General features: G+C 69.9%; 28 protein-coding genes. 10 read left to right on the top strand and 18 right to left on the bottom strand.

The annotated features are described in order from the left end of the window. Window positions 1-122 precede the first annotated feature (122 nt). On the bottom strand, window positions 123-1,511 hold the full coding sequence (locus KY572_RS18165; RefSeq protein WP_224244069.1) for a cation:dicarboxylate symporter family transporter: 1,389 nt from the start codon (window positions 1,509-1,511) through the stop codon (window positions 123-125). Between the two features lie 210 nt (window positions 1,512-1,721). Here KY572_RS18165 and KY572_RS18160 point away from each other — a divergent pair, with 210 nt between their 5' ends. Next, a complete protein-coding gene (locus tag KY572_RS18160) occupies window positions 1,722-1,961 on the top strand; it encodes a DUF2188 domain-containing protein (protein WP_224244068.1) in 240 nt (79 codons plus the stop codon). A gap of 32 nt (window positions 1,962-1,993) precedes the next feature. Here the strand turns inward: KY572_RS18160 and KY572_RS18155 are convergent, their stop codons facing one another. Then, entirely contained in the window at window positions 1,994-2,536 is a 543-nt protein-coding gene (locus tag KY572_RS18155) for a hypothetical protein (protein ID WP_224244067.1), read from the bottom strand. Between the two features lie 623 nt (window positions 2,537-3,159). Between KY572_RS18155 and KY572_RS18150 the strand changes: the two genes are divergently transcribed. Next, on the top strand, window positions 3,160-3,756 hold the full coding sequence (locus KY572_RS18150) for a S1 family peptidase (protein ID WP_224244066.1): 597 nt from the start codon (window positions 3,160-3,162) through the stop codon (window positions 3,754-3,756). On the opposite strand, the gene KY572_RS18145 is transcribed toward KY572_RS18150, so the two are convergent. Beyond that, the gene (locus tag KY572_RS18145; RefSeq protein WP_224244065.1) at window positions 3,753-4,019 is read right to left on the bottom strand and encodes a GlsB/YeaQ/YmgE family stress response membrane protein; all 267 of its coding nucleotides are present in this window, start codon (window positions 4,017-4,019) and stop codon (window positions 3,753-3,755) included. The two genes, KY572_RS18150 and KY572_RS18145, sit on opposite strands and share 4 nt — an antisense overlap. Window positions 4,020-4,172: 153 nt before the next feature. On the opposite strand from KY572_RS18145, the gene KY572_RS18140 reads away from it, so the two are divergent. Then, complete coding sequence (locus KY572_RS18140; RefSeq protein ID WP_224244063.1) at window positions 4,173-4,310, top strand: hypothetical protein; 138 nt, start codon at window positions 4,173-4,175, stop codon at window positions 4,308-4,310. Between the two features lie 7 nt (window positions 4,311-4,317). On the opposite strand, the gene KY572_RS18135 is transcribed toward KY572_RS18140, so the two are convergent. Next, on the bottom strand, window positions 4,318-4,902 hold the full coding sequence (locus KY572_RS18135; protein WP_224244061.1) for a superoxide dismutase: 585 nt from the start codon (window positions 4,900-4,902) through the stop codon (window positions 4,318-4,320). Between the two features lie 5 nt (window positions 4,903-4,907). Between KY572_RS18135 and KY572_RS48130 the strand changes: the two genes are divergently transcribed. After that, window positions 4,908-5,192: an MYXO-CTERM sorting domain-containing protein gene (locus tag KY572_RS48130; protein WP_407659972.1), complete on the top strand. Its 285-nt coding sequence runs from the start codon at window positions 4,908-4,910 to the stop codon at window positions 5,190-5,192. Between the two features lie 218 nt (window positions 5,193-5,410). On the opposite strand, the gene KY572_RS18130 is transcribed toward KY572_RS48130, so the two are convergent. The 4 genes from KY572_RS18130 to KY572_RS18115 all read right to left on the bottom strand — a co-directional run bounded on the left by KY572_RS18130 (window position 5,411) and on the right by KY572_RS18115 (window position 7,364). Beyond that, complete coding sequence (locus KY572_RS18130; RefSeq protein WP_224244059.1) at window positions 5,411-5,896, bottom strand: VOC family protein; 486 nt, start codon at window positions 5,894-5,896, stop codon at window positions 5,411-5,413. Next, the gene (locus tag KY572_RS18125) at window positions 5,889-6,518 is read right to left on the bottom strand and encodes a TetR/AcrR family transcriptional regulator (RefSeq protein ID WP_224244057.1); all 630 of its coding nucleotides are present in this window, start codon (window positions 6,516-6,518) and stop codon (window positions 5,889-5,891) included. Before KY572_RS18125 ends, KY572_RS18130 begins: the two co-directional genes overlap by 8 nt. Before the next feature lie 16 nt (window positions 6,519-6,534). After that, window positions 6,535-6,831 (bottom strand): hypothetical protein, encoded by a 297-nt coding sequence (locus KY572_RS18120; protein WP_224244056.1) that lies wholly within the window; start codon window positions 6,829-6,831, stop codon window positions 6,535-6,537. Between the two features lie 101 nt (window positions 6,832-6,932). Further along, window positions 6,933-7,364, bottom strand: coding sequence for a hypothetical protein (locus tag KY572_RS18115; RefSeq protein ID WP_224244055.1), 432 nt, complete (start codon window positions 7,362-7,364; stop codon window positions 6,933-6,935). Between the two features lie 505 nt (window positions 7,365-7,869). On the opposite strand from KY572_RS18115, the gene KY572_RS18110 reads away from it, so the two are divergent. Both KY572_RS18110 and KY572_RS18105 read left to right on the top strand, forming a co-directional pair. After that, window positions 7,870-10,146 (top strand): TonB-dependent receptor, encoded by a 2,277-nt coding sequence (locus KY572_RS18110; protein ID WP_224244054.1) that lies wholly within the window; start codon window positions 7,870-7,872, stop codon window positions 10,144-10,146. After that, the gene (locus KY572_RS18105) at window positions 10,143-10,526 is read left to right on the top strand and encodes a hypothetical protein (protein WP_224244053.1); all 384 of its coding nucleotides are present in this window, start codon (window positions 10,143-10,145) and stop codon (window positions 10,524-10,526) included. Before KY572_RS18110 ends, KY572_RS18105 begins: the two co-directional genes overlap by 4 nt. Before the next feature lie 20 nt (window positions 10,527-10,546). Here the strand turns inward: KY572_RS18105 and KY572_RS18100 are convergent, their stop codons facing one another. From KY572_RS18100 to ftsE, 10 genes are all read right to left on the bottom strand, one after another. Beyond that, entirely contained in the window at window positions 10,547-11,203 is a 657-nt protein-coding gene (locus KY572_RS18100; RefSeq protein WP_224244052.1) for a class I SAM-dependent DNA methyltransferase, read from the bottom strand. A gap of 211 nt (window positions 11,204-11,414) precedes the next feature. Then, entirely contained in the window at window positions 11,415-12,212 is a 798-nt protein-coding gene (locus KY572_RS18095) for a sigma-70 family RNA polymerase sigma factor (protein ID WP_224244051.1), read from the bottom strand. 149 nt (window positions 12,213-12,361) lie between these two features. Further along, the gene (locus KY572_RS18090; RefSeq protein WP_224244050.1) at window positions 12,362-13,339 is read right to left on the bottom strand and encodes a D-alanine--D-alanine ligase; all 978 of its coding nucleotides are present in this window, start codon (window positions 13,337-13,339) and stop codon (window positions 12,362-12,364) included. 335 nt (window positions 13,340-13,674) lie between these two features. After that, window positions 13,675-13,944, bottom strand: a complete 270-nt coding sequence (locus KY572_RS18085; protein WP_224244049.1) for a hypothetical protein — start codon at window positions 13,942-13,944, stop codon at window positions 13,675-13,677. 26 nt (window positions 13,945-13,970) lie between these two features. Further along, window positions 13,971-15,866, bottom strand: coding sequence for a PEGA domain-containing protein (locus tag KY572_RS18080; RefSeq protein WP_224244048.1), 1,896 nt, complete (start codon window positions 15,864-15,866; stop codon window positions 13,971-13,973). A 65-nt stretch (window positions 15,867-15,931) separates the two neighbouring features. Further along, window positions 15,932-17,260: a S41 family peptidase gene (locus KY572_RS18075; protein ID WP_407659971.1), complete on the bottom strand. Its 1,329-nt coding sequence runs from the start codon at window positions 17,258-17,260 to the stop codon at window positions 15,932-15,934. A 46-nt stretch (window positions 17,261-17,306) separates the two neighbouring features. Next, window positions 17,307-18,167: an alpha/beta fold hydrolase gene (locus tag KY572_RS18070; RefSeq protein WP_224244047.1), complete on the bottom strand. Its 861-nt coding sequence runs from the start codon at window positions 18,165-18,167 to the stop codon at window positions 17,307-17,309. A gap of 68 nt (window positions 18,168-18,235) precedes the next feature. Then, the gene (locus KY572_RS18065; protein ID WP_224244046.1) at window positions 18,236-19,351 is read right to left on the bottom strand and encodes a murein hydrolase activator EnvC family protein; all 1,116 of its coding nucleotides are present in this window, start codon (window positions 19,349-19,351) and stop codon (window positions 18,236-18,238) included. Further along, window positions 19,348-20,250 carry a cell division protein FtsX gene (locus tag KY572_RS18060; RefSeq protein WP_224244045.1) on the bottom strand — a complete coding sequence of 301 codons (903 nt, stop codon included), beginning with the start codon at window positions 20,248-20,250 and terminating at the stop codon, window positions 19,348-19,350. The genes KY572_RS18065 and KY572_RS18060 overlap by 4 nt, the downstream gene beginning before the upstream one ends. Then, complete coding sequence (gene ftsE / locus KY572_RS18055; RefSeq protein ID WP_224244043.1) at window positions 20,247-20,939, bottom strand: cell division ATP-binding protein FtsE; 693 nt, start codon at window positions 20,937-20,939, stop codon at window positions 20,247-20,249. Before ftsE ends, KY572_RS18060 begins: the two co-directional genes overlap by 4 nt. A gap of 222 nt (window positions 20,940-21,161) precedes the next feature. Between ftsE and KY572_RS18050 the strand changes: the two genes are divergently transcribed. The 4 genes from KY572_RS18050 to KY572_RS18035 all read left to right on the top strand — a co-directional run bounded on the left by KY572_RS18050 (window position 21,162) and on the right by KY572_RS18035 (window position 25,794). Next, window positions 21,162-21,935, top strand: coding sequence for a 2,3-dihydro-2,3-dihydroxybenzoate dehydrogenase (locus KY572_RS18050; RefSeq protein WP_224244041.1), 774 nt, complete (start codon window positions 21,162-21,164; stop codon window positions 21,933-21,935). Window positions 21,936-22,014: 79 nt separating this feature from the next. Continuing rightward, window positions 22,015-23,238 (top strand): isochorismate synthase DhbC, encoded by a 1,224-nt coding sequence (gene dhbC, locus KY572_RS18045; RefSeq protein ID WP_224244357.1) that lies wholly within the window; start codon window positions 22,015-22,017, stop codon window positions 23,236-23,238. Continuing rightward, entirely contained in the window at window positions 23,235-24,899 is a 1,665-nt protein-coding gene (locus KY572_RS18040; RefSeq protein ID WP_224244039.1) for a (2,3-dihydroxybenzoyl)adenylate synthase, read from the top strand. Before dhbC ends, KY572_RS18040 begins: the two co-directional genes overlap by 4 nt. 13 nt (window positions 24,900-24,912) lie before the next feature. Beyond that, complete coding sequence (locus KY572_RS18035) at window positions 24,913-25,794, top strand: isochorismatase family protein (RefSeq protein WP_224244037.1); 882 nt, start codon at window positions 24,913-24,915, stop codon at window positions 25,792-25,794. Window positions 25,795-25,796: the final 2 nt, after the last annotated feature.

Raw genomic sequence — 25,796 nt, 5'->3', positions numbered from 1 at the left:
CCAAGTCGTGCCGGGGCGTTGACGGTTCCAGATGGCGGAGTTGACCCGTTGTTCCAGGAGGCGAACTCGAGCGCCTCAACGCACATCATCGTCGTGCTCGTCGTCGTGCTCCTCGGATGGCGCTATCCCGCCTTGCCCCCGCTCTCAGCGGCCGGAACCGGCTCGTGATGCTCCTCGCTGGCCTCGTGGTGATGCTCGTCGAACGGGAGCGTGCCCGCGAGCACCTTCTCGGCCCTGTCCCTGTCCATCTCCCCGGTCCACTTGCCGATGAGCACCGTGGCGATCGCGTTGCCCGCGAAGTTCGTCAGCGCGCGAGCCTCGGACATGAAGCGATCGATGCCGATGATGAACCCGACACCATCGACGAGCTCGGGCCGATGCGACTGGAGGCCACCGGCGAGCGTGGCGATTCCGGCCCCCGTCACCCCGGCGGCGCCCTTGGAGGCGACGATCATGAACAGGAGCAGGCCGATCTGCTCGCTCAGCGAGAGGGGCTTTCCGAGCGCGTTGGCGATGAACAGCGAGGCCATCGTGAGGTAGATGGCCGTGCCATCGAGGTTGAACGAGTAGCCCGTGGGCACGACGACGCCGACGACGGGCCGCGAGACGCCCAGGTGCTCCATCTTCGCGATGAGCCGGGGCAGCGCGGTCTCGGAGGACGACGTCGACAGGATGAGCAGGAACTCACGGGCCAGGTACTTCAGCAGCCGGAACACCGAGAACCCGGTCGCCAGCCGCAGGATGAGCCCCAGCACGACGAACACGAAGACGAGGCACGTCACGTAGAAGCCCACCATGATGACCGCGAGGCTCTTGAGCGCATCGACGCCCGTCGCGCCGACGACGGCGGCCATGGCGCCGAACGCTCCCAGCGGCGCGGCCCACATGATCATCGACAGCACCTTGAAGACGAGGCGCTGGAGGTAGGCAATCGTCCGCAGGATGGGCGCGCCGATCACCCCCATGCCCTGCACGGCGAAGCCCACGAGCAGCGCCACGAACAGGGCCTGGAGCACCTCCCCGGAGGTCAGGGCGGACACGAGCGTCGAGGGGATGATGCCGAGGATGAAGTCGATCGTCCCCTTGCTCTCGCCGCCGCCAGCCTTGACGCCCGCGCCACGCAGGGCCTCCGTGAGCTGGAGGTTGGAGCCCGGGTGCAGCAGGTTGCCGACGAAGAGGCCGATCGCCAGCGCGATCGTGGACATCGTCAGGAAGTAGCCGAGCGCGAGCCCACCGACGTGGCCCACCTTCGCGGCCTGCTTGATCGAGCCGACCCCGAGCACGATGGTGCAGAAGATGATGGGGCTGATCATCATCTTCACGAGGCTGACGAAGCCGCTGCCCAGCGGCTTGAGGGACTTGGCGAACTCCGGCGCCACCAGCCCCACGACGACGCCAGCGAGGGCGGCCACGATGACGGCCACGTAGAGGTGGTGCGACTTGACCCGGCGAGTCCCCAGCGGCGCATGGCGCGCCGTCTCCGAAGTCCCGGTGTTGATGTCGCTCCCCATCGCGTGCTCCCCCATAGGTGCGGGCGCCGCGAAGCGCGGGCCTACCACGGGGCGGCAGCCTACCTCAGGAGCGGCTCAAACCTCCGATCAGCAAGCGGGCAGCCTGACACAGTGGGCAGGCCAAGGCGTGCGTCCGATCGATCGAGGGCGAGTTGATCCAGGAACGGATCATCCCCACCTGAAACGGAGACACGTGAAAGAGGAGAAACCATGGCGAGTGACAGGACCGTCTACCATGTCGTGCCGAATGCGGATCAATCGAAGTGGCTGGTGACACGCGAGAACGACCGGGGCTTCCGCGAGGAGTACGAGACGAAGGCGAGCGCGGAAGAAGCGGCGAAGGAGCGGGCTCGCACCGAGGAGCCGAGCCAGGTGAAGGTCCACCTGAAGAACGGAAACATGGACTACGAGTCCACGTACGGGGACGACCCGCGAGAGACGCCAAGCTGAGAAGGCGACACGTCCCGGTCCATGAAGCGGCGTCACCGGCGCGGGGCTCGAGGCTCGTCCTTGAAGCCTCCCGCGGTGAGCGTCTGGCGGAAGTCCTTCAGCCTCTCGAGAGAGAGCAGGCTGTGCGAGAGGAGGTTCCCCACGAGGACTTCCCTCAAGGGACCACGCGGAGTCCACCGCAGCGTCCCAGCAGGTAGCCCGGACATGCCGCGCGCCTCGTCAGCCTCCTCGAGCGTCACGCCGTGCTCCCACATCCTCCGCGCGAGCCCGGTAGGGCATGGCGCAGCCGCGAGCTCCTCCTCGAACGAGGCATAGGCCTCCGGGTACGAATCCCGAGCGAAGTTCCCGAGGTACTTCATCCAGAACGCCGCCTCCCCCAGCGCCACGCAGCGTGTCACCGCGGGCTCGCCACAGCTCCGAGCCTTCTTCGCCACCTCCACGGGCGTGGGGAGGCTCGCGAAGGTGATGCTGCTCAGCACGACCACCCGCATCCGTGCCAGCTGCTCGGCGCTCATCGGCCGCCACTCGGCAGGCGGAGACGGCATCGACAGACTGCCGTGGCGCAAGCCGCGCATCCGCTCGGAGCTCCCAACGGTCGTACGCGTGCAGCCTGTCCATCCAGCCGAAGTCCAGCTGGGGGACATCGGACTGGGAGGCCAGCCACTCCCGGAAGCCACCGAGCCGTCGCGGCAGTGGGATCGGAATGGCGAGGGGCGAGTCCTTGGGCAGCTTCGGCCCTGACTCCCAGGCCACCCAGGCATTCAAGAGCGGCCCGGCATCTCCCTGGGTGCGCGGTTCGTGGAACCACAGCTCGCGCGAGAGCAGGGTCTGCTGCTCACAGAAGAAGTCGATGTTCTCCGTCACGTCCTGCTGAAACCCAGCGATCGTGGGTTCGTACTGTCGTCGGGACCAGGCATCGACCAGGAACAGCGAGGCGATGAGGAGCACCAGCAGGCCGCCGCCCAGCGCCATCAGTACTCGCAGCGCTCGCGAATGGCGGGGCGGCGGCTCCGACTCATCGAACTCCATGCGACCAGAGTACCGCACGGGGGCTTCGCGCCGCGCCCCCCTGCCTGGAGGCCAACCCTGCTCCAGGCATGGCTCCCGCCGGTGCGCATCCTTCCCTCGGAGTGTTCACCACTGCCCGCTCGTGCCTGCGGGGATGAGGGGGACGACGATGCGGGCGAAGAGACTCTCCTTGTACCCAGGCCTCCTCCTGGGAGCCCTGGTGGCGGCATGCGGCTCCGCGCCGCCGGAGCTGGACGCGCGGGTCCTCCGAGAGGCCACGGTGCTGCTGGTGCCAGGTCACTGCGCGGGCGTCATCGTCGAGGACGGCCGCCATGTGCTGACGGCGGCCCACTGTGTCGCCTCGAGCGCTCAGCGCATCGAGCTCGAGCTGCACGATGGATCGCAGCTGAGCGGCACCTCCGTCTTCGTCGATCGGGACCGGGACGTGGCGCTCTTCCAGCTCGATGCGGTGGCGCCCGTCCTGGCCCTGCCGGTCGCCCCGGCGCTGCCCCAGCCGGGAGAGGGGCTCCTCTTCGCGGGACGCTACGATCCGCCGGGCGAAGTCCAGCAGGCCTGGCTCCAGCGACTGGGCCGCTGCCCCTCCCTTCCGGGCGTCCCACAGGCACTCTTCACCACGCTGCACGGGGAGAAGGGAGACTCCGGCTCCCCGGTGGTGGACCTTCGGTTCCGCGTCGTGGGGCTCGTCCACGGGGGCGCCGCTTGCAGCATCGCGACGCCGACCGCCGACTTCGCCCCCATCGTGCGACAGCTCGCCGCGGAGCTCTAGACGTGGGCTCTGTTTCGACTGAGCGCCACCACCACGAAGACGGCGATGGCTGCGCCCAGGACGCTCCCCACGATGGAGGGGATGTCGACGGCGAAGGGCTCCTGCCGGACGTTGAAGGCCCCACCCACGATGCCGCCCGCGATGCCGCCCACCATGCCGACGAGGACGAACCGGATGAGCCCCATGCTCCTGGCGTTCGTCACGACGACCCGGCAGAGCAGACCGGTGATGCAGCCGACGATGATGTACGCGATCATCTCCATACGTGTCGCTCCCTGGGACGCGAGGTCCCGCCAGCGGTGCGTTTCCTTCCCGTAGAGATGTGCAAGCGTGGGCGAGATACCAAGCTCGCCTGGAGCGACCGGTGAGCCTGGCTCCTCGCTCCTTGGCCATGCGGCCATGCGGCCGCGCTGACGATGCTCGCCAGCACGCCGGCGGGAGACGCGTACACGTTCGCCGAGTACGAGCGGATGTTCAGGGCGGCCGGGTTCGGCCGGAGCGAGTTCATCCGCGCGCCGGAGCTCCCCCACGCGGTGATCGTCACCCAGCGCTGAGGCTGGCTCAGCGCCCCTTGAGGTTCTGGAGCACGAAGTCCCAGTTCACGAGGTGCTCGAGGAAGGTGTCGATGTACCTCGGGCGGGCGTTGCGGAAGTCCACGTAGTAGGCGTGCTCCCACACGTCGATGGTGAGCAGCGCCTTCTGGCCGTGCTTGAGCGGCAGGTCCGCGTTACCCGTCTTGGTGACCGCGAGCTTGCCCTTCTCGAGCACGAGCCAGGCCCAGCCCGAGCCGAACTGCGTCGTCGCGGCGTTGACGAACTCCTCGCGGAAGCGCTCGAAGGAGCCGAAGTCGCGGGTGATGGCCTCCGCGAGCTCACCCGTCGGGCGACCACCTCCGGCGGGCTTCATGCAGTTCCAGTAGAACGTGTGGTTCCACACCTGGGCGGCGTTGTTGAAGACCGCCCCGTCGCTGCCGAGGATGACCTCCTCGAGGGAGCGCTGGGCCTCGGGCTTTCCCTCGAGCAGCTTGTTGAGGTTCGTCACGTACGCGGCGTGGTGCTTGCCGTGATGGAACTCGAGCGTCTCCGCGCTGAGGTGGGGGGCGAGGGCATCCTTCTTGTAGGGGAGTTCGGGCAGTGTGAACGGCACGGGGCATGTCCTTTCGGGGTGACGAAGCGTCCCGTGTCGGCTCTACCCGCCCGCTGCCTTCCTGTCAGCAGCGCTGCCAATATGTTGGCAAGGTTCCAACCCGCTGGCGAGCGCCCGGTACCGCCGCGGCGGTGTGCGCAGGCGGCGTCTGCGTGGAGGCTCCCGGCGGCGATGGTGACGGCGACGGCGGTGGCTGCGGCTGCAGCGGGTCGGGGGATGGTGCCTCGATGTTCGGTCTGCTGCTCCTGTCGCTCCTCGGGCGCGCGGGTGGCCGCCGCCGGAGGGCCTGAGCCAGGCCGGAACAGGCGCGGAGCCTGTCGGGACGAATGACCGAGGCACACGCACCCGGGCCGGTGGCCGGCTCGGGAGCCGGGGGCACCCTGTGGGCGGACCGGTACCGAACTGGTATGACAAGTAGACCAGTTCGGACAAAGTGCGCCCGGCAGGCGGGCGGACCGGGTGCGGACTCGGGCCCGCTGCGCGTTTCAGAAGGCTTCGTCGAACCTGCTCAAGCCTGGTGGTAGGCCTGCTTCAGCTTCGCGATGTCGATCTTGGTCATCTTCATCATGGCTTCCATGACCCTCTTCGACCTCGCGGGATCCTTGTCCCCCATCAGCTCCATCAGCGTGGTGGGGATGATCTGCCAGGACACTCCGAACTTGTCCTTGAGCCAGCCACACATCGACGGCGAGCCCCCGTCCGCGATGAGCCTGTTCCAGAGGTGATCCACCTCCTCCTGCGTCTCACAGCTCACGAACAGCGAGTTCGCATCCGTGAACGTGGACTTCGGGTTGCCATTCAGCGCCATGAACGGCTGGCCCTCGATCTCGAAGGTCACCAGCATGGCCTCCCCCTTCGGCCCCGGCCCCGCATCTCCGTAGCGCGACACGCTGAGCACCTTCGAGTTCTTGAAGGTGGAGACGTACAGGTTCGCCGCTTCCTCCGCGTTGTTCTTGAACCAGAGGCAGGTGGTGATCTTCTGCTTGCTAGCCATGGGCGCTTCTCCTCTTGTGCTGGGGTGGGGTGAACTGGGTCTCCAGGTACCGGCGCAGGTGCGTGAGGCACTCCACGGCCACCTCGGGGCCGTTGCGGGCCTTGGCCAGGATGAAGGCGCCGTGGATCACGGCCTGGATGTGGAGCGCCAGGCTGTCGGGCTCCCAGGGCGCGTGCGGGGCGTAGCGCTTCTTCGCCTCGGCGATGTCGCTCGCCACCGTCCGGGCGTGCGCGCTGATGTGCCGGTCGCACGCCTGGCGGATCTCCGGGTGCGTCTCGTACGTCTCCTGCACCATCATGCCGAGCAGGCAGGTGAAGTCGGGGAGCTCGCCCTTCATCAGTGACGCGCGGAAGTCCACGTAGCCGAGGACGCGATCCAGCGGGTCCTCCGCCTGCCGGTACGGCGCCGCGGCGAACGCGCCCTCCGCCATCGTGGCGAAGTGCTCGGCCGCCGCGAGCGCGAGCTCCTCCTTGCTCTCGAAGTGGTGGAAGAAGCTGCCCTTGGTGAGCCCCGCCTCCGCGCAGATGTCGTCCACCGTCGTCGCCTCGTAACCCTTGGCGCGGATGACGTGCAGCGCGGCATCCAGGAACTTCGTTTTGGAGTTGCTCTGTGTACGACCCATGAAGCCACCATACCAACTAGTCGGTATGGTGTCCAGTACGAGAAGACCGGGCCCTTCCTCGAGGAGCAGTTCCCCCTGAGAGCGGGCCGGCCGCCTCTGGCCCGGCTGCCCTCCGCAGGTCGACCTTCGTGGCGGAGTGAGGGTTGAGGTTGGCGAGGGCGCCGTCAAACACGAAGCGGCCCGGAGCGGGAACGTGGTAGCGCTCGTAGGCGACCGCGGACTGCTCCGCGGTGAGCGTGTTCGAGAAGGCGTAGTGGAACTGCTCGGGGGTCAGGGGCACCGCCTTGTGCCGGTTGGAGGGTTTGCTCAGCACCCAGGCTTCCGGGGTATGGGAGGACGACTGCCCCGAGAGTGAACCCTCCTTCACTCCAAACCACCCCCATTGGGGGGATGCGTCCCTCCTTGGGCGCGCGCCTATGGCCAGGAGCCTTCGGCCGCCGAGCCCCAGTCAGGCTCTCCGCTGTCCGTGGCCTCATCCGTCCCAGGACGGCGCGGCGGCGGTGGGCATCCCCCCAGCCAGTCCCAGGCCTCGCCGTTCCAGCGCTGCTCGCGCCAGCCCAGCCGCGCAGCGGCCTCACGCGCCTTGTCTCCGTGAGCGATGAGCGCCCACCCCACCCGCGACTGCTTGCTCTCCCCGCTCTTGAACTTCAGGAGTCGGCGCTGTCCGCGGGCCTCCTCGCGGTCGGCTTCCCAGATCGCCAGGTTCTTGAGCCTGTCTCCCTTGTAGTCGACCGAGTGCCTGTCACACCAGGCGAAGACATCCTTCACCCGGACCAGCTTGGAGCCCCTGGACAGTTCCGTGACCGCTTCCACGAGGAGGGCGGCAGTGATGACACGCATGGGCATGGCGGGTTCACCTGAGCTGGGTGGCGACGGTGACCAACCTACAGCGTAGGGAAAGGAGTATGGCCATGGGCGCTCCATGTCTTTGTCATGGTTTCGTCATGGCTGTCAGGAACTGGAACCGAGCGGACCGAACCGCTCATCCTCCAGCGGGCTGAAATCCCAAGGAGCGCGAGACGGTCAGGGACGTGGGCGTCGCCACCGGGCACGAGGAGCTGCTGGCCCCAGGCCGTGAAGGCTGCTCCGACTTCTTCGGAGTGCTGGCGCTTGAGCAGATGATCGCTCGGAAGCTCGAAGGCTCGCTCCCCCCCGAGTCAACGTTCCGTGATGGGTTGAGCCGTGAGCTGAACCTGGGCTGAGCCGGGTTCCGTCCGCCAGCACCTCCTGGGCGACAGTCCGTCCTCTGACAGCCTCCCCTGAGGGGCTCCCACCCGATTCCCTCACACGCCCTTGCAGGCTATAGCTCCGCGAGACGGCTGACCCTCCACTCCCCCCGTGCGGAGTTCCCGTGCATTTCATCTCGCTGCTCAGCGTCCTGCTCCTTCAACAACCACCCGACGCTCCTCAGGTCCCGGCCGAGTCACCGGCTGTATCGACCGAGTCCGAGTCGGCGCCCCCTCAAGCCCCCGCGGACTCCCCTCCCCCGCCCGAGCCTGCTCCCCAGGCGCAGGAGAGCGCCCCACCCTCCCAGGCGCCCAGCGCGAACCTCGAGCCTGACGAGCAGCCGTCCGCCCAGACGGTGGTGACGGCCACGCGCGTTGCCCAGCCGGCGGACGAGGCGCCGCGCGCGGTGACGGTGGTCGATCGGGAGGAGCTCGCTCGCAGGCCGGCGCGCACCACTCCCGAGGCGCTGGCCGAGCAGGAGGGCGTGTTCCTCCAGAAGACGAACCACGGCGGAGGCGCCCCCATCATCCGCGGTCTGTACGGACAGCACATCCTGCTGCTCGTCGACGGCGTGCGCTTGAACAACGCCACCGTCCGCTCGGGGCCCAACCAATACCTCAACACGGTGGACCCCTTCCTCATCGATCAGATCGAGGTCGTCCGCGGCCCCGGCTCGGTGCTCTATGGCTCCGACGCGCTCGGCGGCGTGATCAACGTGCGCACGTTCTGGCCGCGCTTCACCTCGGAGCTGACCCCCATCGGGCAGCTCCGAGCCCAGGCGGGCACCGCGGACATGAGCCTCCAGGGCCACCTGCGCGCGGGGCTCTCGCTGGAGAACACGGCCGTGGCCGCGGGCGTGACGCTCCGCGACTTCAACGATCTGCGCGGCGGAGAGCGCGTGGGGCTCCAGCGCTACACGGGCTACCAGGAGGGAGATGCCTCGCTCAAGCTGCGCCACCGGCTGGCGCCCAGCCTGCAGCTCGCCTTCCAGTACCAGGGGGTGCGTCAGTCCGACGCGCCGCGCCTGGACCGCTCGGCGCCCGGAGACTTCCGCCGCTTCACCGAGCAGCAGCGGGACTTCCTCCACGGCCGCCTGGAGCACACCTCCGACGGACTGCTGAGGCGCTGGGCGGTGGAGCTGAGCTCCCACCGGCAGAACGAGCAGGTCGACCGCTTCCGCGTCTCGCGCGACCGCATCGAGCGCGACGCCGCCACCGTGTGGACGGTGGGCATGCGCATCGAGGCAGAGACGTCCCCGCTCGAGTCGCTGCCCCTGCGCCCCCAGCTCGTCATGGGCCTGGACCTCTTCCGCGACCGCGTCACCAGCCTCGCCGGGCGCAGTCCCCTGGCCGGAGCGGAGAGCTTCTCCCCCCGGACCGCGGACGCGCGCTACCCCGGAGCGCCGACCTCCATCTCCACGGGAGTGTTCGGCCTGCTGACGAGCGATGCCCGGGAGCCCTTCTCCTGGCACCTCGGCGGCCGCGTGCAGTTCAACTCCACGCACCTGCCGGAGGACGCGCGACTGGCCGAGCTCTTCGCCTCCGCGCCCACCCCTCCTCCCGTGCTGCCGGAGGACACGCTGAACGCCGTGGGTGTGGCGGCCGAGCTCGGCGCCCAGTACCGGCTCGCGCGGGGGCTGTCGCTCCTGGCCAACCTGGGCTCCGGCTTCCGAGCCCCGAACATCGACGACTACCTGCGCCTGGGCGCCGAGGGCCCGGGCTTCCTCGTGCCCGGGCGCGCCCTGCGCACCGAGCAGTCCTACACGGCGGAGCTCGGTGTTCGCGCGCACCGTGAGCGCCTCAGCGCCGAGTTCTTCTACGCGTACACCCTCGTCTCGGGGCTGGTGGGCAACGTGCCAACGGCCCTGGACGGAGCGACAGAGAACCCCGACGGCCTTCCCTACCTCGCCCGGCAGAACCGGGACCGGGCCCAGCTCCACGCGCTGGAGGCCGCCGTGGCCTTCCAGGTCCTCCCCCGCCTCAGCCTCGCCACCCACGCGACGTGGACATATACCCAGCAGCGCCGCAAGGATCTCACCCTGCCCGGAGAGCCGCTCATCCTCGAGCCGCTCTCGCGCACGCCGCCGCTCAACGGCCTGGTGCGCGCCACCTATACGCCGCTCGACTCCCTCTTCTTCGAGGCCGTGGCCCGCTGGGCGACCGCGCAGCGCGAGCTGTCCGCGGCGGACCGCCTCGACGTGCGCACCTGCGCGGAGGTCCCCGACTGCAACGGCACTCCGGGCTTCGTCGCGTTCCACCTGCGCGGAGGCGTGCAGTGGGGCCCGCGCCTGCGCGTGTCCGGGACGCTGCAGAACCTGCTGAATGCCACGTACCGGACCCACGGGTCCGGCGTGGAAGAGGCCGGACGTTCCTTCGTGCTCGCGGTGGAGGCTGCGCTATGAGGCGAGGCTGGCGGTATGGCTGGCTCATGCTCGTTGCCCTCCTGGGGACCGGCTGCAGCATCGGCCTGGGTGAACGCTGCGAGACGGATGGCGACTGCGCGGACGAGCTCGTCTGCTCCAAGCCCTCCCAGGGCAATGAGCCCGCGCCCTCGGGAGTGTGTGACTACCCCCGGCGGGGCCTCGACGAGCCCTGCACGGTGTCCGCCGAGTGCGAGGCGTCGCTCACCTGCTCCAACCACTTCACCCCCGGCGATCGCTATGGGAAGTGCGTGGCCCCGCGTGAGGAGGGCAGCGCCTGCTTCGCCGATCGCGACTGTGTGAGCGGCACCTGCGAGGGCGCCTCCGGCAGCGCGCTGGACGGGACCTGCGCGCCGCCATGACCCACTGAGCCCAAGCCCGCTCAGGGCTTTCGCCAGAGCAGCGCGATCAGGCGAGGCACCGACATCCTCTCGGTCTCGTCGTCCCGGCAGTCCTGAGCGCGGGCCAGCACCAGGCCTGCGTCCAGGGCCGCGTTCAGGTAGTCCGAGACGTCGTGCAGGTGGCTGCGCACAGTCTGGACCGTGCCGGACTCCGGGTTCACGAAGTGGGCCTGCTTGCCCTGCAGTTGCCGGAACGGGTGCAGCTCGCAGATGAAGAAGGCGCCGCCGGGCCTGAGGACACGCCTCGCCTCGGAGAAGATGAAGGAGAGGTCCTCGATGTGCTCCAGCACCAGGTTGCAGGTGGCGGTGTCGTGAGAGGCATCCCCGGTCGGCCAGGGCTCGCGCAGGTCATGCTGAACGAAGCGCACCTGCTGCACCCCGGGGCGCTCGCGGGCGCGCTTCAGCATCTTCTCCGAGCCATCCAGCGCCAGCAGGCTGCGCGCTCTCGGTGCGAGCCACTCGGTGTTCTTCCCGGTGCCACAGCCGAGCTCCAGGACGTCTCCTCGAAACAAGGAGGGGGCTTGCGCCTGGAGGATGATGGCATCCAGGTCTCGCGTCGCATTCCTCTGGGTGTCGTACACGTCTGACCAGACGTCGTACGCGGTGGCCACTTCGTCAGGGGTCGTCTTCTTGGTCATCTCCAGCTCCTCCGCGGGGAGATGACGAGAGCTCGTCACCCCACCGCGTCTCGGGCCTCACGGCCCGTGCGTTCAGGTGACGTAGCTTTGTGCGCCCCCTCGGAGAGGAGACCCGCAGCAGCGTCACTGCTGCGGTACGACGTCCCTTGGGTAACATCGAGGGCGTGGCACGTCAACCCAGAGCGCCCGCTCCACCGAAACGGCCGAGCCGCTAGCTCAGGGCACGGGCGAGGCTCAGGTCGAGCTGGCTGCGCAGCTGGCCCATGAGGCTGTCGAGCTCCGACATGCTCAGCTCCAGGCGCTCCTGGAGCTGACGCCGCATCTCCGCGAGCACGCTCTCCCGGGCGCTCGCCATCCGCCGCGACACGGTGGACTTGTGCGTGCCATCCATGCGGGCGATCTGCTCCACGGTGAGCCCTTCGATGAAGAAGAGGCGCAGGAAGTTGCGCTCGCGCGGCGGCAGATCCCTCAGCGCGGCCTCCAGCGAGGCCTTGAACTCCGGGGCATAACGGCGCTTGAGCAGGGCCAGCTCGGGATCCGGCCCCGGAGCCCTCATCTCGGCGATCGCCTCGAGGGAGTCCGGCGCGGGGCGGGCCTGCTGTCGCGCCAGCTGGTTGAGCGCCTCTCGCAGCGCCACCGCCCGCAGCCACTGGGTGAGCGAGCCTCTCCCGCCGTACTCCAGCAGCTTCGGTGGGCTGCCCGGCTGCGCCAGCAGCAGCTTCTGGCGCAGCCGCTGCCGCACCTCGTCCACGAAGGCCCGGCTGGGACGCAGGTGGGTGATGGCGGCTCCGACGAGCCCCTCCAGCCGCCGCTCGAACTCCTCCAGCGCCGCCGCGTCCCCCTGCACGCAGGCGAAGGCGAGGTAGAGCTCCGCGGAGTGGGAATGGCCCTCGGGCCGTTCGGCGAGGAAGCGGAGGAAGGCCTCTCGCCCCACGTTGAAGTCAGGAAAGACCGCCTGAGCGTGGGCAGCCAGCGCTTCGAGTGCCGGGAGGGAGGGAGAGTCGGCCATGAGCAGGAGTCGGAGGGCCGACCATTGTAGTTCACCCACCCTCATGCTCGGGAGGCTCGCTCGTGAAGCGAGCACTCCCCGACGATTCGTGCGAGCGGACTGCTGCTGTTACAGCCGTGCGGTTGCTGGGAGCACGGCCCGCTCCCGCCTCAGCCCCCCACGGCGCGGCGCGGCGCGGGCTGCACGGTGGCCGTCTCCGGCGCCTCGGTCACCCCGGCCTCGTCGCGGCTGGCCAGGTCGAGGATGCGCTGGCAGAGCTGCGGGAAGCTCAGGCCTCGCTGCGCGGCGATCTTCGGCAGCAGGCTGGTGGGCGTCATGCCCGGCAGCGTGTTGACCTCGAGGACGACGTCGTTGTCCTCGTCCGAGCAGATGAGGTCCACCCGGCCGTAGCCGCGACAGCCCAGCGCCTGCCACGCCGAGAGCGCCAGCTGCTCCACGTTGGCCACGCGCGTGGGAGACATGCGCGGCGGCAGGTGGTAGCGCGAGCCGCTCTTGTACTTGGCGTCGAAGTCGAAGCCCTCGCGGGGGGTGGCGATCTCGCAGCTGCCGAGCACCTCGCCGCCCAGGATGCCCACCGTCACCTCGCGGCCTCGCACGCAGCGCTCCACCAGGGCCTCGCCACCGTAGCGGCACGCCTGGGCCACCGCGGCGGTGAGCGCCTCGACGTCATTCACCATCGCCAGCCCCACCGACGAGCCGCCGCAGGCCGGCTTCACCACCGCGGGGAAGCCCAGGTCGCCGTGGCGCTCCTGGAGCTTGTCCAGCTCGTCCCGGCCGATGCGGTAGCCCTGCGGGGTGGGCAGGTTGTGCAGCCGGAAAAGCTTCTTGGCGAAGGGCTTGTTCATCGCCAGCGCGGAGGCCAGCACTCCAGAGCCCGTGTACGGCAGCTCGAGCAGCTCCAGAAGCCCCTGCACCTTGCCGTCCTCTCCCATCCGCCCGTGCAGCGCGAGGAAGGCGACGTCCATCTCCGCCGACCGCAGCACCCGGTCCAGCCCCGGCCCGGCGAAGACGCGGGTCACGGTGTGGCCCGACTCCTCCAGCGCGGCCACGACCGCCTCGCCTGTCTTCAGTGAAATCTCCCGCTCCTCGCCCCACCCACCCATCAGCACTCCGACGCGCTTGCCCATGTTGATGACTTCCTCCTGGGTCCGTTCTTCAGCACGCCGGATGCCAACATCACTCGTGCTACAGGTCACGAAAACTGCCAACACGAGTGGGGCTAACCCTTTAATTTCACGGGGTTACATCTCTGTAGCTTGTGGCCCTCCAGCCACGGCGCGGCAGCGCAGCCACGCGCACACGAGCAGACAGGCAAACAATTCAGCATGCCCCGGAGGGCACCCGTGACAGCGCGACGACGCCTTGGGCGCGAACCGGCCCCCAACTGGTATGACAAGCAGACCAGTTCGGAGAGACCGCGACCGACAGGAGGGCGGGAGCGAAGAAACTCCCTCGGCCCGCCCTAGCCGCGGCCACCGTCGAGGCCGCCATCCCGACCGCCATCGGCACCGCCATCGCGGCCGCCGTCGGTACCGCCGGTGCCTGCGTCGCCCCCTCCGTCAGTGCCTCCGGAGACACCTCCATCCGGAGTGTCACCGGGCGAGGAGACGCATTGCATGTCCACGCACGAATAGCCCTCCAGACATCCGCCATCCGGTTCGCAGGGCTGGCCCTCGGGATCGAAGTCAACGAGCAGGCTGCAGGCCGTCAGCACGGCCAGGAGCGGGAGCATCCACGAAAGTTTCTGAGAGCGCATGGCTAGTAGTTCCGGAGGTCATCCTCGTCGAGGGGAGGCCGCTTCTTCTTCTCTTCTTCCTCGCGCTTCTTCCGCTCCTCTTCCTCGCGCTTGCGCCGCTCCTCCTGCTCGCGCTTGGACGCCTCCTCGCGCTTCTTCCGCTCCTCCTCCTCGCGCTCGAGGCGCTCCGCCTCCTCACGCTTGCGCCGCTCCTCCTCCTCGCGCTTGAGGCGCTCCTCCTCCCCGCGCTTCTTCTTTCCATCCTCCTCACGCTTGAGGCGCTCCTCCTCCTCGCGCTTCCTCCGCTCCTCCTCCTCGCGCTTGCGCTTCTCCTCCTCGCGAGCATTCGCGGCCGGCTTGCCGGAGGGAGCAGGCGTGGGAGCAGGCTCGGTGGCAGGCTTGTCCGCGGGGCGAGGCTCCGTCGCCGGCTCACGGCGCGGCGCGGGCGTCGGCTCGCGGCGAGGAGCAGGCGTGGGCGTCGGACGGTTCGGGCGCGCCTCGGCCTTGCCGTCGTCATCCCCTCCCGCGAAGGCCAGCCAGGCGCCCGTCCCCGCCGAGGCGAGCCCCGCGATGAGCCCGATGTCGGCGATGAGCGCGAACGTCTTCCCGTCCGAGCGGAGCTGCTCCGCCTCCGAGGAACTCTGGGGCGCGTCCTTGAACTCGTTCGCCTTGGAGGAGGCCTGGAGGCCGAAGAACACGCCTCCCGCGACGAGCGCCGCGCCCGTGCCCAGCAGCACGTACCCCGCCGTCTTGCGCCCCGAGCCCGTCGACGGCAGCGCGGGCAGGTGGCTCGGCTTGCCCCTCACGCGCGGCGCGTCCGCCTGCAGCACACCGGTCAGCAGGGCCTGGGCCTCCGCCTCCAGCTCCTTGCCCGCCTCCGAGAGCGGCACGGCCGCCGTCGCATAGGCCAGGTTGTGGCCATCCGACACGTCCACGCGGACCGCGGTGGCGTTCTGCGGCGCCACCCCGGGAGAGCCCCGCACCATCAGCGCCACCACCTGCTGCGCCTGCGTGAGCGTCCCCACCTCGCGCAGCGCCGCGTCCCGGTCCAGCCCGTCCGGATTGCTCGCGATCCGGGCCACCAGCGCCTTCAGCCGATCCCCGGACGGCAGGGGCTCGAGCGTGAAGCTCGCCTCGCCGCGGACCTTGCCCTGGGCCAGCGCGTAGCCCGGCGCGATCACCGTGACGAAGTGCTCGGCGGGCGTCAGGCCCGAGAGCGCCACGGGGGAGAAGCCCTGGAACTGTCCGTCCACGAAGACCTGAGCGGGCACCTCGCCCGTCTTCACCTCAAGCGTCCGGTTCGCGTCGGCGAGGACGCCCTTGCGCATCCTCTCGATGACGGCGAGCTCGTCCGGCGGGAAGTAGTTGGAGGAGAACTCGGCGCGGGGGTTGCGCGGAAGCATCTCCCTCAGCTCGCGGACGAACCCCTTGTTGTCCCCGTTGGCCACGAACGAGGCGATCTTCATCACCCGCGCCCGGCTCAGCTCCGGGAAGTGCCGGGACAGGTCGCTGCCTTCGTACGACTGCGCCGCCTTGTCGAACTGCTGGAGCGCCCGCTGGGTGTCCAGCTCGTCATAGGCCTTCAGGCCCTCCTTCAGCGCCTCGGCGGCCTCCCGCGCCTTCGCCTCGCGCTCCTGGGCGCCCCGCGCATCCAGCGCATCGGACAGGCGCAGCAGCTCGAAGCGGCCCTCCGCCGCCAGCAGCTGCTCGGCCTGATACGTCAGCCGGGGCACCTGGGCCTGGGCGGGCGCATCCAGCGGCACCACCAGGACGATGAGCTTCGGCGCCGCCGCGGACGGCAGGACACGGGGCAACAGGCGCAGCGCGGGCTGCTGCGCGAGCGCGGGACCGGCGGCGAGCAGGCCCACCAGCAAGCCGCTCAACGCCGCGTCCACCACGCGGTTCCAGGTTCGTCGCATCACTCTCCCCGACATGGGGTGAGCATTAAACGGAGTAGGCGGCGAAAAGCCAGTTGGGAAAGCAACTACCGTTCCGTGGCGCCCGCTCGGGTGGGGGCCGCCTGCTCGGTTCCGGCCAGGGAGTGGATGTACTCCAGGGCTACCTTGAGGGGCGGATCCTTGAGCTTCGCGGCCACCTCCCACGGCTTGAGGTTCGCCGGGAGCGTGCGCTGGGGAGGAGCATGCTCGGGGCTGGAGACCACGGGCTCCGCCTTGAAGTGACGCTCCAGGTCCTTCTCCCGCGTCTCCCGGCCGGGCTTGCCGCCCGGATCATCCGGGATGAAGAAGTCCGGGGTGATGCCGCGCTCCTGGATGCTGCGCCCGTTGGGCGTGTAGTAGCGCGCGATGGTCAGCTTCAGCCCCGAGCCGTCCTCCAGCTCGATGACCGTCTGCACGCTGCCCTTGCCGAAGGTCTGCGCCCCCATGATGACGGCGCGGCCGTGGTCCTGCAGCGCGCCGGCGACGATCTCCGAGGCCGAGGCGCTGCCCGCGTTCACCAGCACCACCACCGGGTAGCCAGGCTCCGTGTCCCGGTCCTTGCTGCGCTCCTCGGTGGCGTTGGCGCCGTTGCGCCCACGCGTGGTGACGATGGGCAGGTTGCCCGGCAGGAAGCGGTCGCTGATCGCCACCGCCTGGTCCAGCAGCCCGCCCGGGTTGTTGCGCAGGTCCAGCACCAGCCCGCGCAGCTCCTTGCCGCCGTTGAGGCCGCGCAGCCGGTCCAGCTCCTTGCGCAGGTAGAGGTCCGTGCGGTCCTGGAAGTTCTTCACCTTCACGTAGCCGATCCCCCCGTGGAGCGCTCCCTCCACGGAGACGATGCGGATGTGGTCGCGGATGATGGCCAGCTCGCGCGGCGCGCTGAAGCCCTCGCGCATGATGGTGAGCAGCACCCGCTTGCCCGCCGGGCCACGCATCTTCTGGAGCGCCCAGGCCAGGTCCTGCCCCTGCGTGTTCTCGTCGTCGATGCGGAGGATCTCATCCCCCGGGCGCAGGCCGGCGCGGGCCGCGGGCGTGTCGTCGATGGCCGCCACCACGACGATGCGCTCGCCCCGGCGGGCGATCTCCACGCCCAGGCCTCCGAACTCGCCGGAGGTGTCGATCTTCATCTCCTTGAAGACCTCGGGCGGCATGAAGAGGGTGTGGGGATCCAGCGTCTCGAGCATGCCCTTGATGGCGCCGTGCATGAGCCTGCGGTTGTCCACCGTCTCCACGTAGTTGTTCTCCACGTACGAGAGCACGCGGGCGAACACCTCCAGGCTCTTGTAGGTGGAGTCTTCGCGGTCCGCGCGCGCGGTGGCGGCGACGAGCAGCAAGCCCGTCGCGAGCGCCACACGCCACGAGTGGAGCAGGCGGTTCACGTGGTGCGTCCTTTCCCCGAGTAGCTCCGGCAGTCTACACCCGAGCCTAGAGCCCCGCCGCGTCGGCGAAGCGCACCAGGTGGGACACCAGCTCGTCGGGCCGCTCCACCTGGGGGACGTGCCCGAAGCCCTTCACCACGTGCACCTCGGCGTGGGGGGGCAGGTGGGCCCGGTAGTAGTCCAGCGTCTCAGAGGGCAGCAGCCGCTCGCTCCCTCCCCACAGGAGCAGGACGGGCATGGTCAGGCCGCGCAGGGCCTCCGGCGCCAGGCTGGCGCGGGTGGCCCGAGCCTCGGCGGCCAGGGCCTGCACCGTGGGGGTGCCGTAGAACTTCTTCATCTCGTTGGCGAAGAGCATCAGCGACAGCGGCGCCTTGTGGAAGAGGCGCCGGGTGAGCGCGCGCGCCTCGGAGGCCGTGCGCACATCGAAGGAGGAGAGCAGCGCGTCCGTGGCCTCGGGCGTCAGCGCCGCGCCGGCCGGAGCCACCAGCCCCAGGGCCTTGACGAGCTCCGGGTGCTCCGCGGCCAGGTTCACCGCCATGGCCCCGCCCAGCGAGTTGCCCACCACGAAGGCCGGCCCGCCCACCACCACCTCGCACCAGGCGCGCAGCACGTCGAACTGCCCGCGCACGCACACCGGCCCGCCGCAGTACTCCGCGGAGAAGCCGTGGCCCGGAAGGTCCGCCGCCAGCACGCGCGAGAAGCGGCGCCCCAGCGCGTGGAACAGCCGGGAGAAGCCGTTGGCCGAGCCGCCCAGCCCATGCACGAGCACCACCGGCGGCCCCTTGCCCTGCCCCCGATAGTCGTACGTGTGCACGGACTGGCCGGCCACGTTCACCACCTTGGACTCCACGCCCCGCGCCACGAGCATGTGGCGCATCACCTTCTGCACACCACCCAGCAAGTCCACCGTGTTCGCTCGCTCCTGAGAAGGTCCTGGGCCCCAGCCTAACGGCCCTCGGATTTTCATGCAGCGCGTCAGGAGCCGTGTGTCAGCCAGGGTGCAGGGTCCACGGCCAGGCCGGCCTTGCGGATCTCGAAGTAGAGGTAGGCGCCCTTGAGCGAGCCGGTGTCTCCCACCGTGCCCACGTCCGCCCCCGCCTCGACGTCCTCGCCGACCTTGGGCGTCACGACGCCCAGGTGGGCCATGAGCGAGTGGTAGCCGCCCCCGTGGTCCAGGATGAGCAGGTTGCCGTAGCCGCGCATCCACCCGGCGAAGACGACCTTGCCGGCGGCCACCGCGCGCACCGGGGCGCCCTCCGCCGCGCGGATGTCCAGCCCCTTCTGCACGGTGACGGTGTTGAAGAGCGGGTTGATCACCTTGCCGAAGCCCACCTCGACGACGCCCTGGGTGGGAAAGGGCAGCTTGCCCTTGAGCGCTCGGAAACCGGTGGCCGTGGTCCCCTCCTTCAGGTCCTCCAGCATCCGCGTCAGCTCCGCGTCGGCCTGCTCCAGCTCGCGCATCGCCCGCTTCGCCAGGTCCGCCTCGCCCGAGAGCGTGGCCACCACGTCCTTCAGCGCCGCCTGCTGCTGCTGGGCGAAGCTCACCTGCTCCTTGAGGAAGGCCATGCGCGAGGCGAGCGAGCCCTGCAGGCGCCGCAGCTCGAGCACCGCCTGGTGCTCCAGCCGAGCCACCTGCTGCACGGCGCGCAGCAGCTCGAGGTCGCTCTTCATCGTCGCCTCCAGCGTCCGGGCGCGCCAGACGAGCGAGGAGAAGTCCTCCGAGGTGAGCAGCACCTCCAGGGGCTGACGGCGCGTCAGCCGGTACAGCGCGCGCAGCCGAGGCGTGAGCCGGCTCAGCTGCTGCTGGAGCACCTGGCGCGCCACCGCCTCCTCGCGCTCGGCGACGGCGACGCGCTTGCGGAAGGCGGCCAGATCCTTCTCCACCAGCTGCACGCGCTTGCGGGAGAAGGCGGAGATCTGCTCCAGCAGCTCCAGCCCCTCCAGGACGGAGACCTTCTTGGACTCGATGAGGGCCAGGGTGGCGCGGTGCGTGGCGAGCTGCTCGCGCACGGCGGCCCGCTCCGCCGCCTCGTCCTGAGCGAGCGCGGCGGTGGCTCCCAGCAGCAGCATGAGGAGGACCGAGCGGCTCATACCCTGAGGAAGCGCCCCACCGCGATGAAGCTGCCCACCAGCCCCAGCACGCTGCCGGCCACCACCAGCTCCAGCGCGAGCGCGGGACGCACCAGCGGCTCCGAGGAGCCCGGCCCCAGCAGGAACGAGAAGAGGGACGTCAGCGTGGGCCCCACCAGCCGCCCGAAGGTCCACAGCCCCAGCAGCGCCACCACCGCGCCCAGCACGCCCTGCAGCAGCCCCTCGATGAGGAAGGGCGCCTTGACGAAGCGGTCCGTGGCGCCCACCAGCTTCTGGATCTCTATCTCCTCGCGCCGCGCGTAGATGGCGAGCTGGAGCGTGGCGGACACGATGATGATGGTGGCGAAGAGGACCACCGCGAAGGCCACCAGCCCGCCGAAGCGCAGCGCCCGGGCGATGGCCGTCAGCCGCTCCACCGCCTCCCGGCCGTAGTCCACCCCGGTGACGCCCGCCATCGCGCGGATCTCCTGGGAGAGCGCCTCGAGCAGCTCGGGGGTGCGCCGCTCGGGTGCCACCGTCAGCTCCAGCGAGGGCGGCAGCGGGTTCTCCGGCAGCTGCGCAAGCGCCTCGCCCAGGTCTCCCAGCTCCCGAGCCAGCCGCGTCAGCGCCTCGTCCGGCTTCACCAGCTGTGCGTGTCCGCCGCTGGCCGACTCCAGCTTGGCGCGCAGGGCCTCCACCTGCTCGGAGCGCAGCTCCGGCGCCAGGTACACCGTCACCTCCACCTCTCCGCCCAGCGAGGCCAGCAGCCCGTCCAGCGCGCGGCCCGCCGTCCTCGCCAGCCCCGCGGCGAACAGCGCGATGGCGATGGTGGAGATCGCGATGAAGTGCACGAACGGCGAGTGCTTCAGGCCTCCGGCCGCCGAGCGCCAGAAGTAGGAGACCTTCGCCAGCGCGCTCATACCGCCATCCGCCGAGCCGCCTTGACGCCGTCCTCGTCCGAGACGATGAACCCGCGCTCCAGCCGCACCGTGCGCTTCTGGTAGCGCGCCAGCAGCGTGCTGTCGTGCGTGGCCACCATCACCGTGGTGCCGCGGATGTTGACCTGGTTGAGCAGGTCCATGATCTCCACCGTGAGCGCCGGGTCCAGGTTGCCCGTGGGCTCGTCGGCCAGCAGGATGGTCGGATCATTCACGAGCGCCCGCGCGATGACGACGCGCTGCTGCTCTCCACCCGACAGGCGCAGCGGGTACGAGCCCGCCTTGTGCTCCAGCCCCACCAGCTTGAGCATGCGGTAGACCTTCTCGCGCGCCTCGGCGCGGGGCACCCCCAGCACGTCCAGCGTGAAGGCCACGTTGTCCTCCACCGTGCGGTGGGGCAGCAGCTTGAAGTCCTGGAACACCACGCCGATGTTGCGCCGCAGGTAGGGCACGGCCGACTCGCGGATGCGCGCGATGTTGCGGCCCCCCACGAGGATCTGCCCCTTCGTCGCCTTCTCCCCGCAGAACAGCAGCTTCAGCAGCGTCGTCTTCCCCGCGCCCGACGGGCCGGTGAGGAAGACGAACTCCCCCTTCTCCACATGCAGGTTGATGTCCGAGAGCACGGGCGGATCGCCCGGGTAGGCCTTGTAGACATGGAACATCTGGATCATCGGCGGGGCGATTGTGGCCCCAAGTGGCCGATCGCTCCACTCCACGGCGGACACTCCTCCCCACCCCCGCCTCCTGCTCGTTCGCCCAGGAGCCGACCGTAGACCTCTTGACAAAAACACGGGGAGTGTGGGAACAAACCGCGCAATATCGATAATGAAAACCAATTTCATTATCCCGGAATCACTTCGGACCTGGGGGGCCGGAACCGAAGGAGGAGAAACATGAGAACGACCCCCAGGGTCGCGCTGGTGACAGGCGCTGCGCAGGGCATCGGGGCGGCCGTCGCCAGGGCGCTGGCCGGCGAGGCCTCGATCGCGGCGCTCGACACCCAGGAGGAGGGACTCTCCTCGCTGGTGAACGAGCTGCGCGCGCGGGACTGCCGCGCCGCCGCCTTCGTGGCCGACGTGAGCGACAGCGCCGCCGTGGAGCGCGCCGTCGAGCGCATCGAGGGCGAGCTGGGGCCGATCTCCATCCTGGTGAACGTCGCCGGAATCCTGCGGCCAGGCCCGGTGCTCTCCCTCAGCAGCGAGGACTGGGCCGCCACCTTCGCGGTCAACACCCACGGGGTGTTCCATGTCTCGCGCGCGGTGGCCCGGCGCATGGTGCCGCGCAAGGCGGGGGTGATCGTCACCGTGGGTTCGAACGCCGCCTCGGTGCCGCGCATGCACATGGCCGCCTACGTGGCCTCCAAGGCCGCATCGACGATGTTCACCAAGTGCCTGGGGCTGGAGCTGGCCCCCCACAACATCCGCTGCAACGTGGTGTCTCCCGGCTCCACCGACACGGCCATGCAGCGCTCGCTCTGGGCGGACGAGCACGGCGCCCAGGCGGTGATCACCGGCTCGCTCGAGAGCTTCCGCCTGGGCATTCCCCTGCGCCGGATAGCCACCCCTGCCGACATCGCCGACGCGGTGTCGTTCCTGGTCTCCGACCGGGCCCGCCACATCACCATGCACGACCTCTGCGTCGACGGCGGAGCCACGCTGGGCGCGTAGCCCCCTGCTCCAGCCTGGAGTCCTACCGCAGCCGAATTTTGAGAATGACTCTCATCTTCAACATCAGGGAATGACCGTGATGACCGCACGAAACATGGCACCGCAGGCGCTGGCCACTCACCTGCTCGAGAGCTACGAGGCCGGCTCCTCCTTCTTCTTCGCCTCCCCGCGCCGCACCATGCTGACGCGAGGCACGTTCGCCACCGTGCCCTGCCCGGTGGGCGCCAACGCGCTGGCGGAGCTGCCCGGGCGCGTGGCGGCGGTGCTGCGCGACGCGCGGGAGGCCGGGCATGACATCCCCGTCGCCGTGGGCGCGGTGCCCTTCGACGGCAGCGTCCCCGCCCAGCTCGTGGTGCCGATGACCATTCAGCGGGCCGGACCGCTGGAGTTCGACACGGCCATCCCCGTGCACCGCGCTCCCCCGGCTCGCTACACGGTGCAGCCGGTGCCCCGGCCCGAGGAGTACCTCCACGGCGTGGCGCAGGCGCTGCGGCTGATGCAGGCCGGCCCGCTGCGCAAGGTGGTGCTGTCGCGCTCGCTGCACCTGAGCGCCGCCACGCCCATCAACCTGCCCCAGCTGCTGCGCAACCTGGCTCAGCGCAACCCCACCGGCTACACCTTCGCGGTGGATCTGCCCGCGCAGGCGGACGCGGCCGGGGCCCGTCCGCGCACGCTGGTGGGCGCCAGCCCGGAGCTGCTGGTCTCTCGCTCGGGGCTGCAGGTGCTCGCCAACCCCCTGGCGGGCTCCATCCCCCGCAGCGCCGATCCAATCGAGGACCAGGAGCGGGCCGCCGGGCTGCTGGCGTCGCCCAAGGATCTGCACGAGCACGCGGTGGTCATCGACGCGGTGGCGGAGGCGCTACGGCCCTACTGCAAGACGCTGGAGGTGCCGGCGAAGCCATCGCTCGTGAACACCCCGACGCTGTGGCACCTGTCGAGCCGGATCAGCGGCGAGCTGCTGGATCCGTCCATCTCCTCGCTGGCGCTGGCCGTCGCGCTCCACCCCACCCCGGCGGTGTGCGGCTACCCGACGGAGCTGGCCCACAAGGCGATCGGCACCATCGAGCCCTTCGACCGAGGCTTCTACACCGGCACGGTGGGCTGGTGCGACGCGACGGGCGATGGCCAGTGGGCGGTGACCATCCGCTGCGCGGAGGTGGATGAGCACTCGCTGCGACTGTTCGCGGGCGCGGGCATCGTGGCCGGCTCGAAGCCCGAGTCCGAGCTGGCGGAGACCGAGGCGAAGTTCCGCACCATGCTCCAGGCGATGGGGCTGGGCCAGGGCGTCGAGGTGCAGTCGTGAGCGTCCCTGTCTCGCCAGGGCCGGCGGGCCCGCTTCCGGGCTGCACGCTCTGGCCGGAGGAGTTCGCCGCGCGCTACCGCCAGGCTGGCTACTGGCGCGGAGAGACCTTCGGCGGACTGCTGCGCGAGCGGGCCCTGCGCCACGGGGACCGCACGGCGCTGGTCGCCGGGTCGGTCCGCATGAGCTACCGCGAGCTGGATGCTCGCGCCGACCAGCTCGCCGCCGGGTTCCAGTCCCTGGGCATCCAGCCGCGAGACCGGGTGGTCATCCAGCTGCCCAACATCACCGCCTTCTATGAGGTGTGCTTCGCGCTCTTCCGGCTGGGCGCGCTGCCGGTGTTCGCGCTGCCGGCGCACCGCAGCGCGGAGCTCACCTCCTTCTGCGAGTACACCGAGGCGGTCGCCTACATCATCGCGGACAAGCACGGGGGCTTCGACTACCGCACGCTGGCCACGCAGGTCCGCGGCGCGGTGCCCACGCTGCGGCACGTGATTGTCGCGGGCGATGCCGGGACGTTCATCCCGCTGAGCAGCCTGTACGCCTCGCCGGTGGGACTGCCGAAGCCTCGCCCGGAGGAGGTGGCGTTCTTCCAGCTGTCGGGCGGCAGCACCGGCATCCCCAAGCTCATCCCGCGCACCCACGACGACTACATCTACAGCCTGCGGGCCAGCGCGGAGATCTGCCAGCTCGATGGGTCGAGCGTGTACCTGTGCGCGCTGCCGGCCGCGCACAACTTCCCGATGAGCTCGCCGGGAGTGTTCGGCACCTTCTACGCGGGCGGGACGGCCGTGCTGGCGCTGCACCCCAGCCCCGACGAGGCGTTCCCGCTCATCGAGCGCGAGCGCGTCACGATCACCGCGCTGGTGCCTCCGCTGGCGATGATCTGGATGGATGCCGCCAAGGCCCGGCGGCACGATCTGTCGAGCCTGCGCGTGCTGCAGGTCGGCGGAGCCCGGCTGAGCGCCGAGGCGGCCCGGCGGGTGCGCCCCACGCTGGGGTGCACGCTGCAGCAGGTCTACGGAATGGCCGAGGGCCTGGTCAACTACACCCGGCTGGACGATCCCGAGGAGCTCATCGTCTCCACGCAGGGCCGGCCCATCTCGCCCGACGACGAGCTCCGGGTGGTCGACGAGGACGGCCGCGAGGTGGCTCCGGGAGAGACGGGCCAGCTCCTCACGCGCGGTCCCTACACCTTCCGCGGCTACTACAAGGCCGAGGCCGCCAACGATCGGGCGTTCACGGCGGATGGCTTCTACTGCACCGGCGATCTGGTGCGGCTGACGCCCGAGGGCTATCTGGTCGTCGAGGGCCGCGCGAAGGATCAGATCAACCGCGGCGGAGAGAAGGTCGCGGCCGAGGAGGTGGAGAACCACCTGCTGGCCCACCCCGCCGTCCGTGACGCGGCGGTCGTCGCCCTGCCCGATCCGTTCCTCGGCGAGCGCACCTGCGCGTTCGTCATCCCCCGCGCTGCCCCGCCCCCGCCCGCCACGGCGCTCACCAGCTTCCTGCGCGAGCGCGGCCTGGCCGCCTACAAGATCCCGGACCGGGTCGAGTTCATCGACGCGTTCCCGCAGACCGGTGTGGGCAAGGTCAGCAAGAAGGCGCTGCGCGAGGCCCTCACCCGTTCCCCCCGAAACGCTGCCCCCACCTCCGCGAGCTGAAAGGAACCACTCCATGGCGCTCCCTGCCATCGCCCCCTATCCCATGCCTGGCGCCAACGACCTCCCCAGGAACAAGGTGTCCTGGACGCCCGAGCCCCGGCGCGCGGCGCTGCTCATCCACGACATGCAGCGCTACTTCGTGGAGGCCTTCACCGCGGGCCAGTCTCCCGTGACGGAGCTGGTGGCGAACATCCGCAAGCTGCGGCAGACCTGCTCCGAGCTGGGCATCCCCGTGGTGTACTCCGCCCAGCCGGGTGGACAGACGCCCGAGCAGCGCGGCCTGCTGCTGGACTTCTGGGGACCGGGCATCAACGCCGGGCCGCACCAGCGGCAGATCGTCGACGCCCTGGCTCCGCAGCCGGGGGACATCGTCCTCACCAAGTGGCGCTACAGCGCGTTCCACAAGACGGAGCTGCTGGAGACGCTGCACGAGCTCGAGCGCGACCAGCTGATGATCTGCGGCATCTACGCTCACATCGGCTGCCTGCAGACGGCCAGCGACGCGTTCATGAAGGACGTGAAGCCGTTCCTCATCGCCGACGCGCTGGGCGACTTCTCCCTGGACCACCACCACCTGGCGCTGCGCTACGCGTCGCAGCTGTGCGCCGTCACCATCACCACGCAGCAGGTGATCGAAGCGCTGCGCTCCCGGGCCACGCCGGCCCTGAGCCGTCAGCAGGTACGCGAGGACGTCGCCGAGCTGCTCCAGTCCGAGGCCGTCCCGCACGATGACGAGAACCTGCTCGAGAAGGGGCTCGACTCGCTGCGCATCATGAGCCTGGTGGAGCGCTGGCGACGCACCGGCGCCGAGATCACCTTCGTCCAGCTGGCCGAGCGCCCGACCTTGTCCGAGTGGTACGCGCTGCTGTCCTCGAGCGCGCGCTTTTCCCCGTAGGG

It is taken from the genome of Hyalangium gracile (assembly GCF_020103725.1).
GTDB classification, from domain to species: domain Bacteria; phylum Myxococcota; class Myxococcia; order Myxococcales; family Myxococcaceae; genus Hyalangium; species Hyalangium gracile.
Note: the sequence above shows the minus strand (reverse complement) of the source record. Positions and strands in the feature narration are given on the sequence as shown.

Bases quoted from the DNA above. Each gene is read 5' to 3' on its own strand.
- KY572_RS18165 (WP_224244069.1), bottom strand. From the start codon at position 1,511: ATGGGGAGCGACATCAACACCGGGACTTCGGAGACGGCGCGCCATGCG.
- KY572_RS18160 (WP_224244068.1), top strand. From the start codon at position 1,722: ATGGCGAGTGACAGGACCGTCTACCATGTCGTGCCGAATGCGGATCAA.
- KY572_RS18155 (WP_224244067.1), bottom strand. From the start codon at position 2,536: ATGCGCGGCTTGCGCCACGGCAGTCTGTCGATGCCGTCTCCGCCTGCC.
- KY572_RS18145 (WP_224244065.1), bottom strand. From the start codon at position 4,019: ATGGAGATGATCGCGTACATCATCGTCGGCTGCATCACCGGTCTGCTC.
- KY572_RS18140 (WP_224244063.1), top strand. From the start codon at position 4,173: ATGCTCGCCAGCACGCCGGCGGGAGACGCGTACACGTTCGCCGAGTAC.
- KY572_RS48130 (WP_407659972.1), top strand. From the start codon at position 4,908: ATGTCCTTTCGGGGTGACGAAGCGTCCCGTGTCGGCTCTACCCGCCCG.
- KY572_RS18130 (WP_224244059.1), bottom strand. From the start codon at position 5,896: ATGGCTAGCAAGCAGAAGATCACCACCTGCCTCTGGTTCAAGAACAAC.
- KY572_RS18125 (WP_224244057.1), bottom strand. From the start codon at position 6,518: ATGGGTCGTACACAGAGCAACTCCAAAACGAAGTTCCTGGATGCCGCG.
- KY572_RS18115 (WP_224244055.1), bottom strand. From the start codon at position 7,364: ATGCCCATGCGTGTCATCACTGCCGCCCTCCTCGTGGAAGCGGTCACG.
- KY572_RS18105 (WP_224244053.1), top strand. From the start codon at position 10,143: ATGAGGCGAGGCTGGCGGTATGGCTGGCTCATGCTCGTTGCCCTCCTG.
- KY572_RS18100 (WP_224244052.1), bottom strand. From the start codon at position 11,203: ATGACCAAGAAGACGACCCCTGACGAAGTGGCCACCGCGTACGACGTC.
- KY572_RS18095 (WP_224244051.1), bottom strand. From the start codon at position 12,212: ATGGCCGACTCTCCCTCCCTCCCGGCACTCGAAGCGCTGGCTGCCCAC.
- KY572_RS18090 (WP_224244050.1), bottom strand. From the start codon at position 13,339: ATGGGCAAGCGCGTCGGAGTGCTGATGGGTGGGTGGGGCGAGGAGCGG.
- KY572_RS18085 (WP_224244049.1), bottom strand. From the start codon at position 13,944: ATGCTCCCGCTCCTGGCCGTGCTGACGGCCTGCAGCCTGCTCGTTGAC.
- KY572_RS18080 (WP_224244048.1), bottom strand. From the start codon at position 15,866: ATGCGACGAACCTGGAACCGCGTGGTGGACGCGGCGTTGAGCGGCTTG.
- KY572_RS18065 (WP_224244046.1), bottom strand. From the start codon at position 19,351: ATGAGCCGCTCGGTCCTCCTCATGCTGCTGCTGGGAGCCACCGCCGCG.
- KY572_RS18060 (WP_224244045.1), bottom strand. From the start codon at position 20,250: ATGAGCGCGCTGGCGAAGGTCTCCTACTTCTGGCGCTCGGCGGCCGGA.
- ftsE (WP_224244043.1), bottom strand. From the start codon at position 20,939: ATGATCCAGATGTTCCATGTCTACAAGGCCTACCCGGGCGATCCGCCC.
- KY572_RS18050 (WP_224244041.1), top strand. From the start codon at position 21,162: ATGAGAACGACCCCCAGGGTCGCGCTGGTGACAGGCGCTGCGCAGGGC.
- dhbC (WP_224244357.1), top strand. From the start codon at position 22,015: ATGACCGCACGAAACATGGCACCGCAGGCGCTGGCCACTCACCTGCTC.
- KY572_RS18035 (WP_224244037.1), top strand. From the start codon at position 24,913: ATGGCGCTCCCTGCCATCGCCCCCTATCCCATGCCTGGCGCCAACGAC.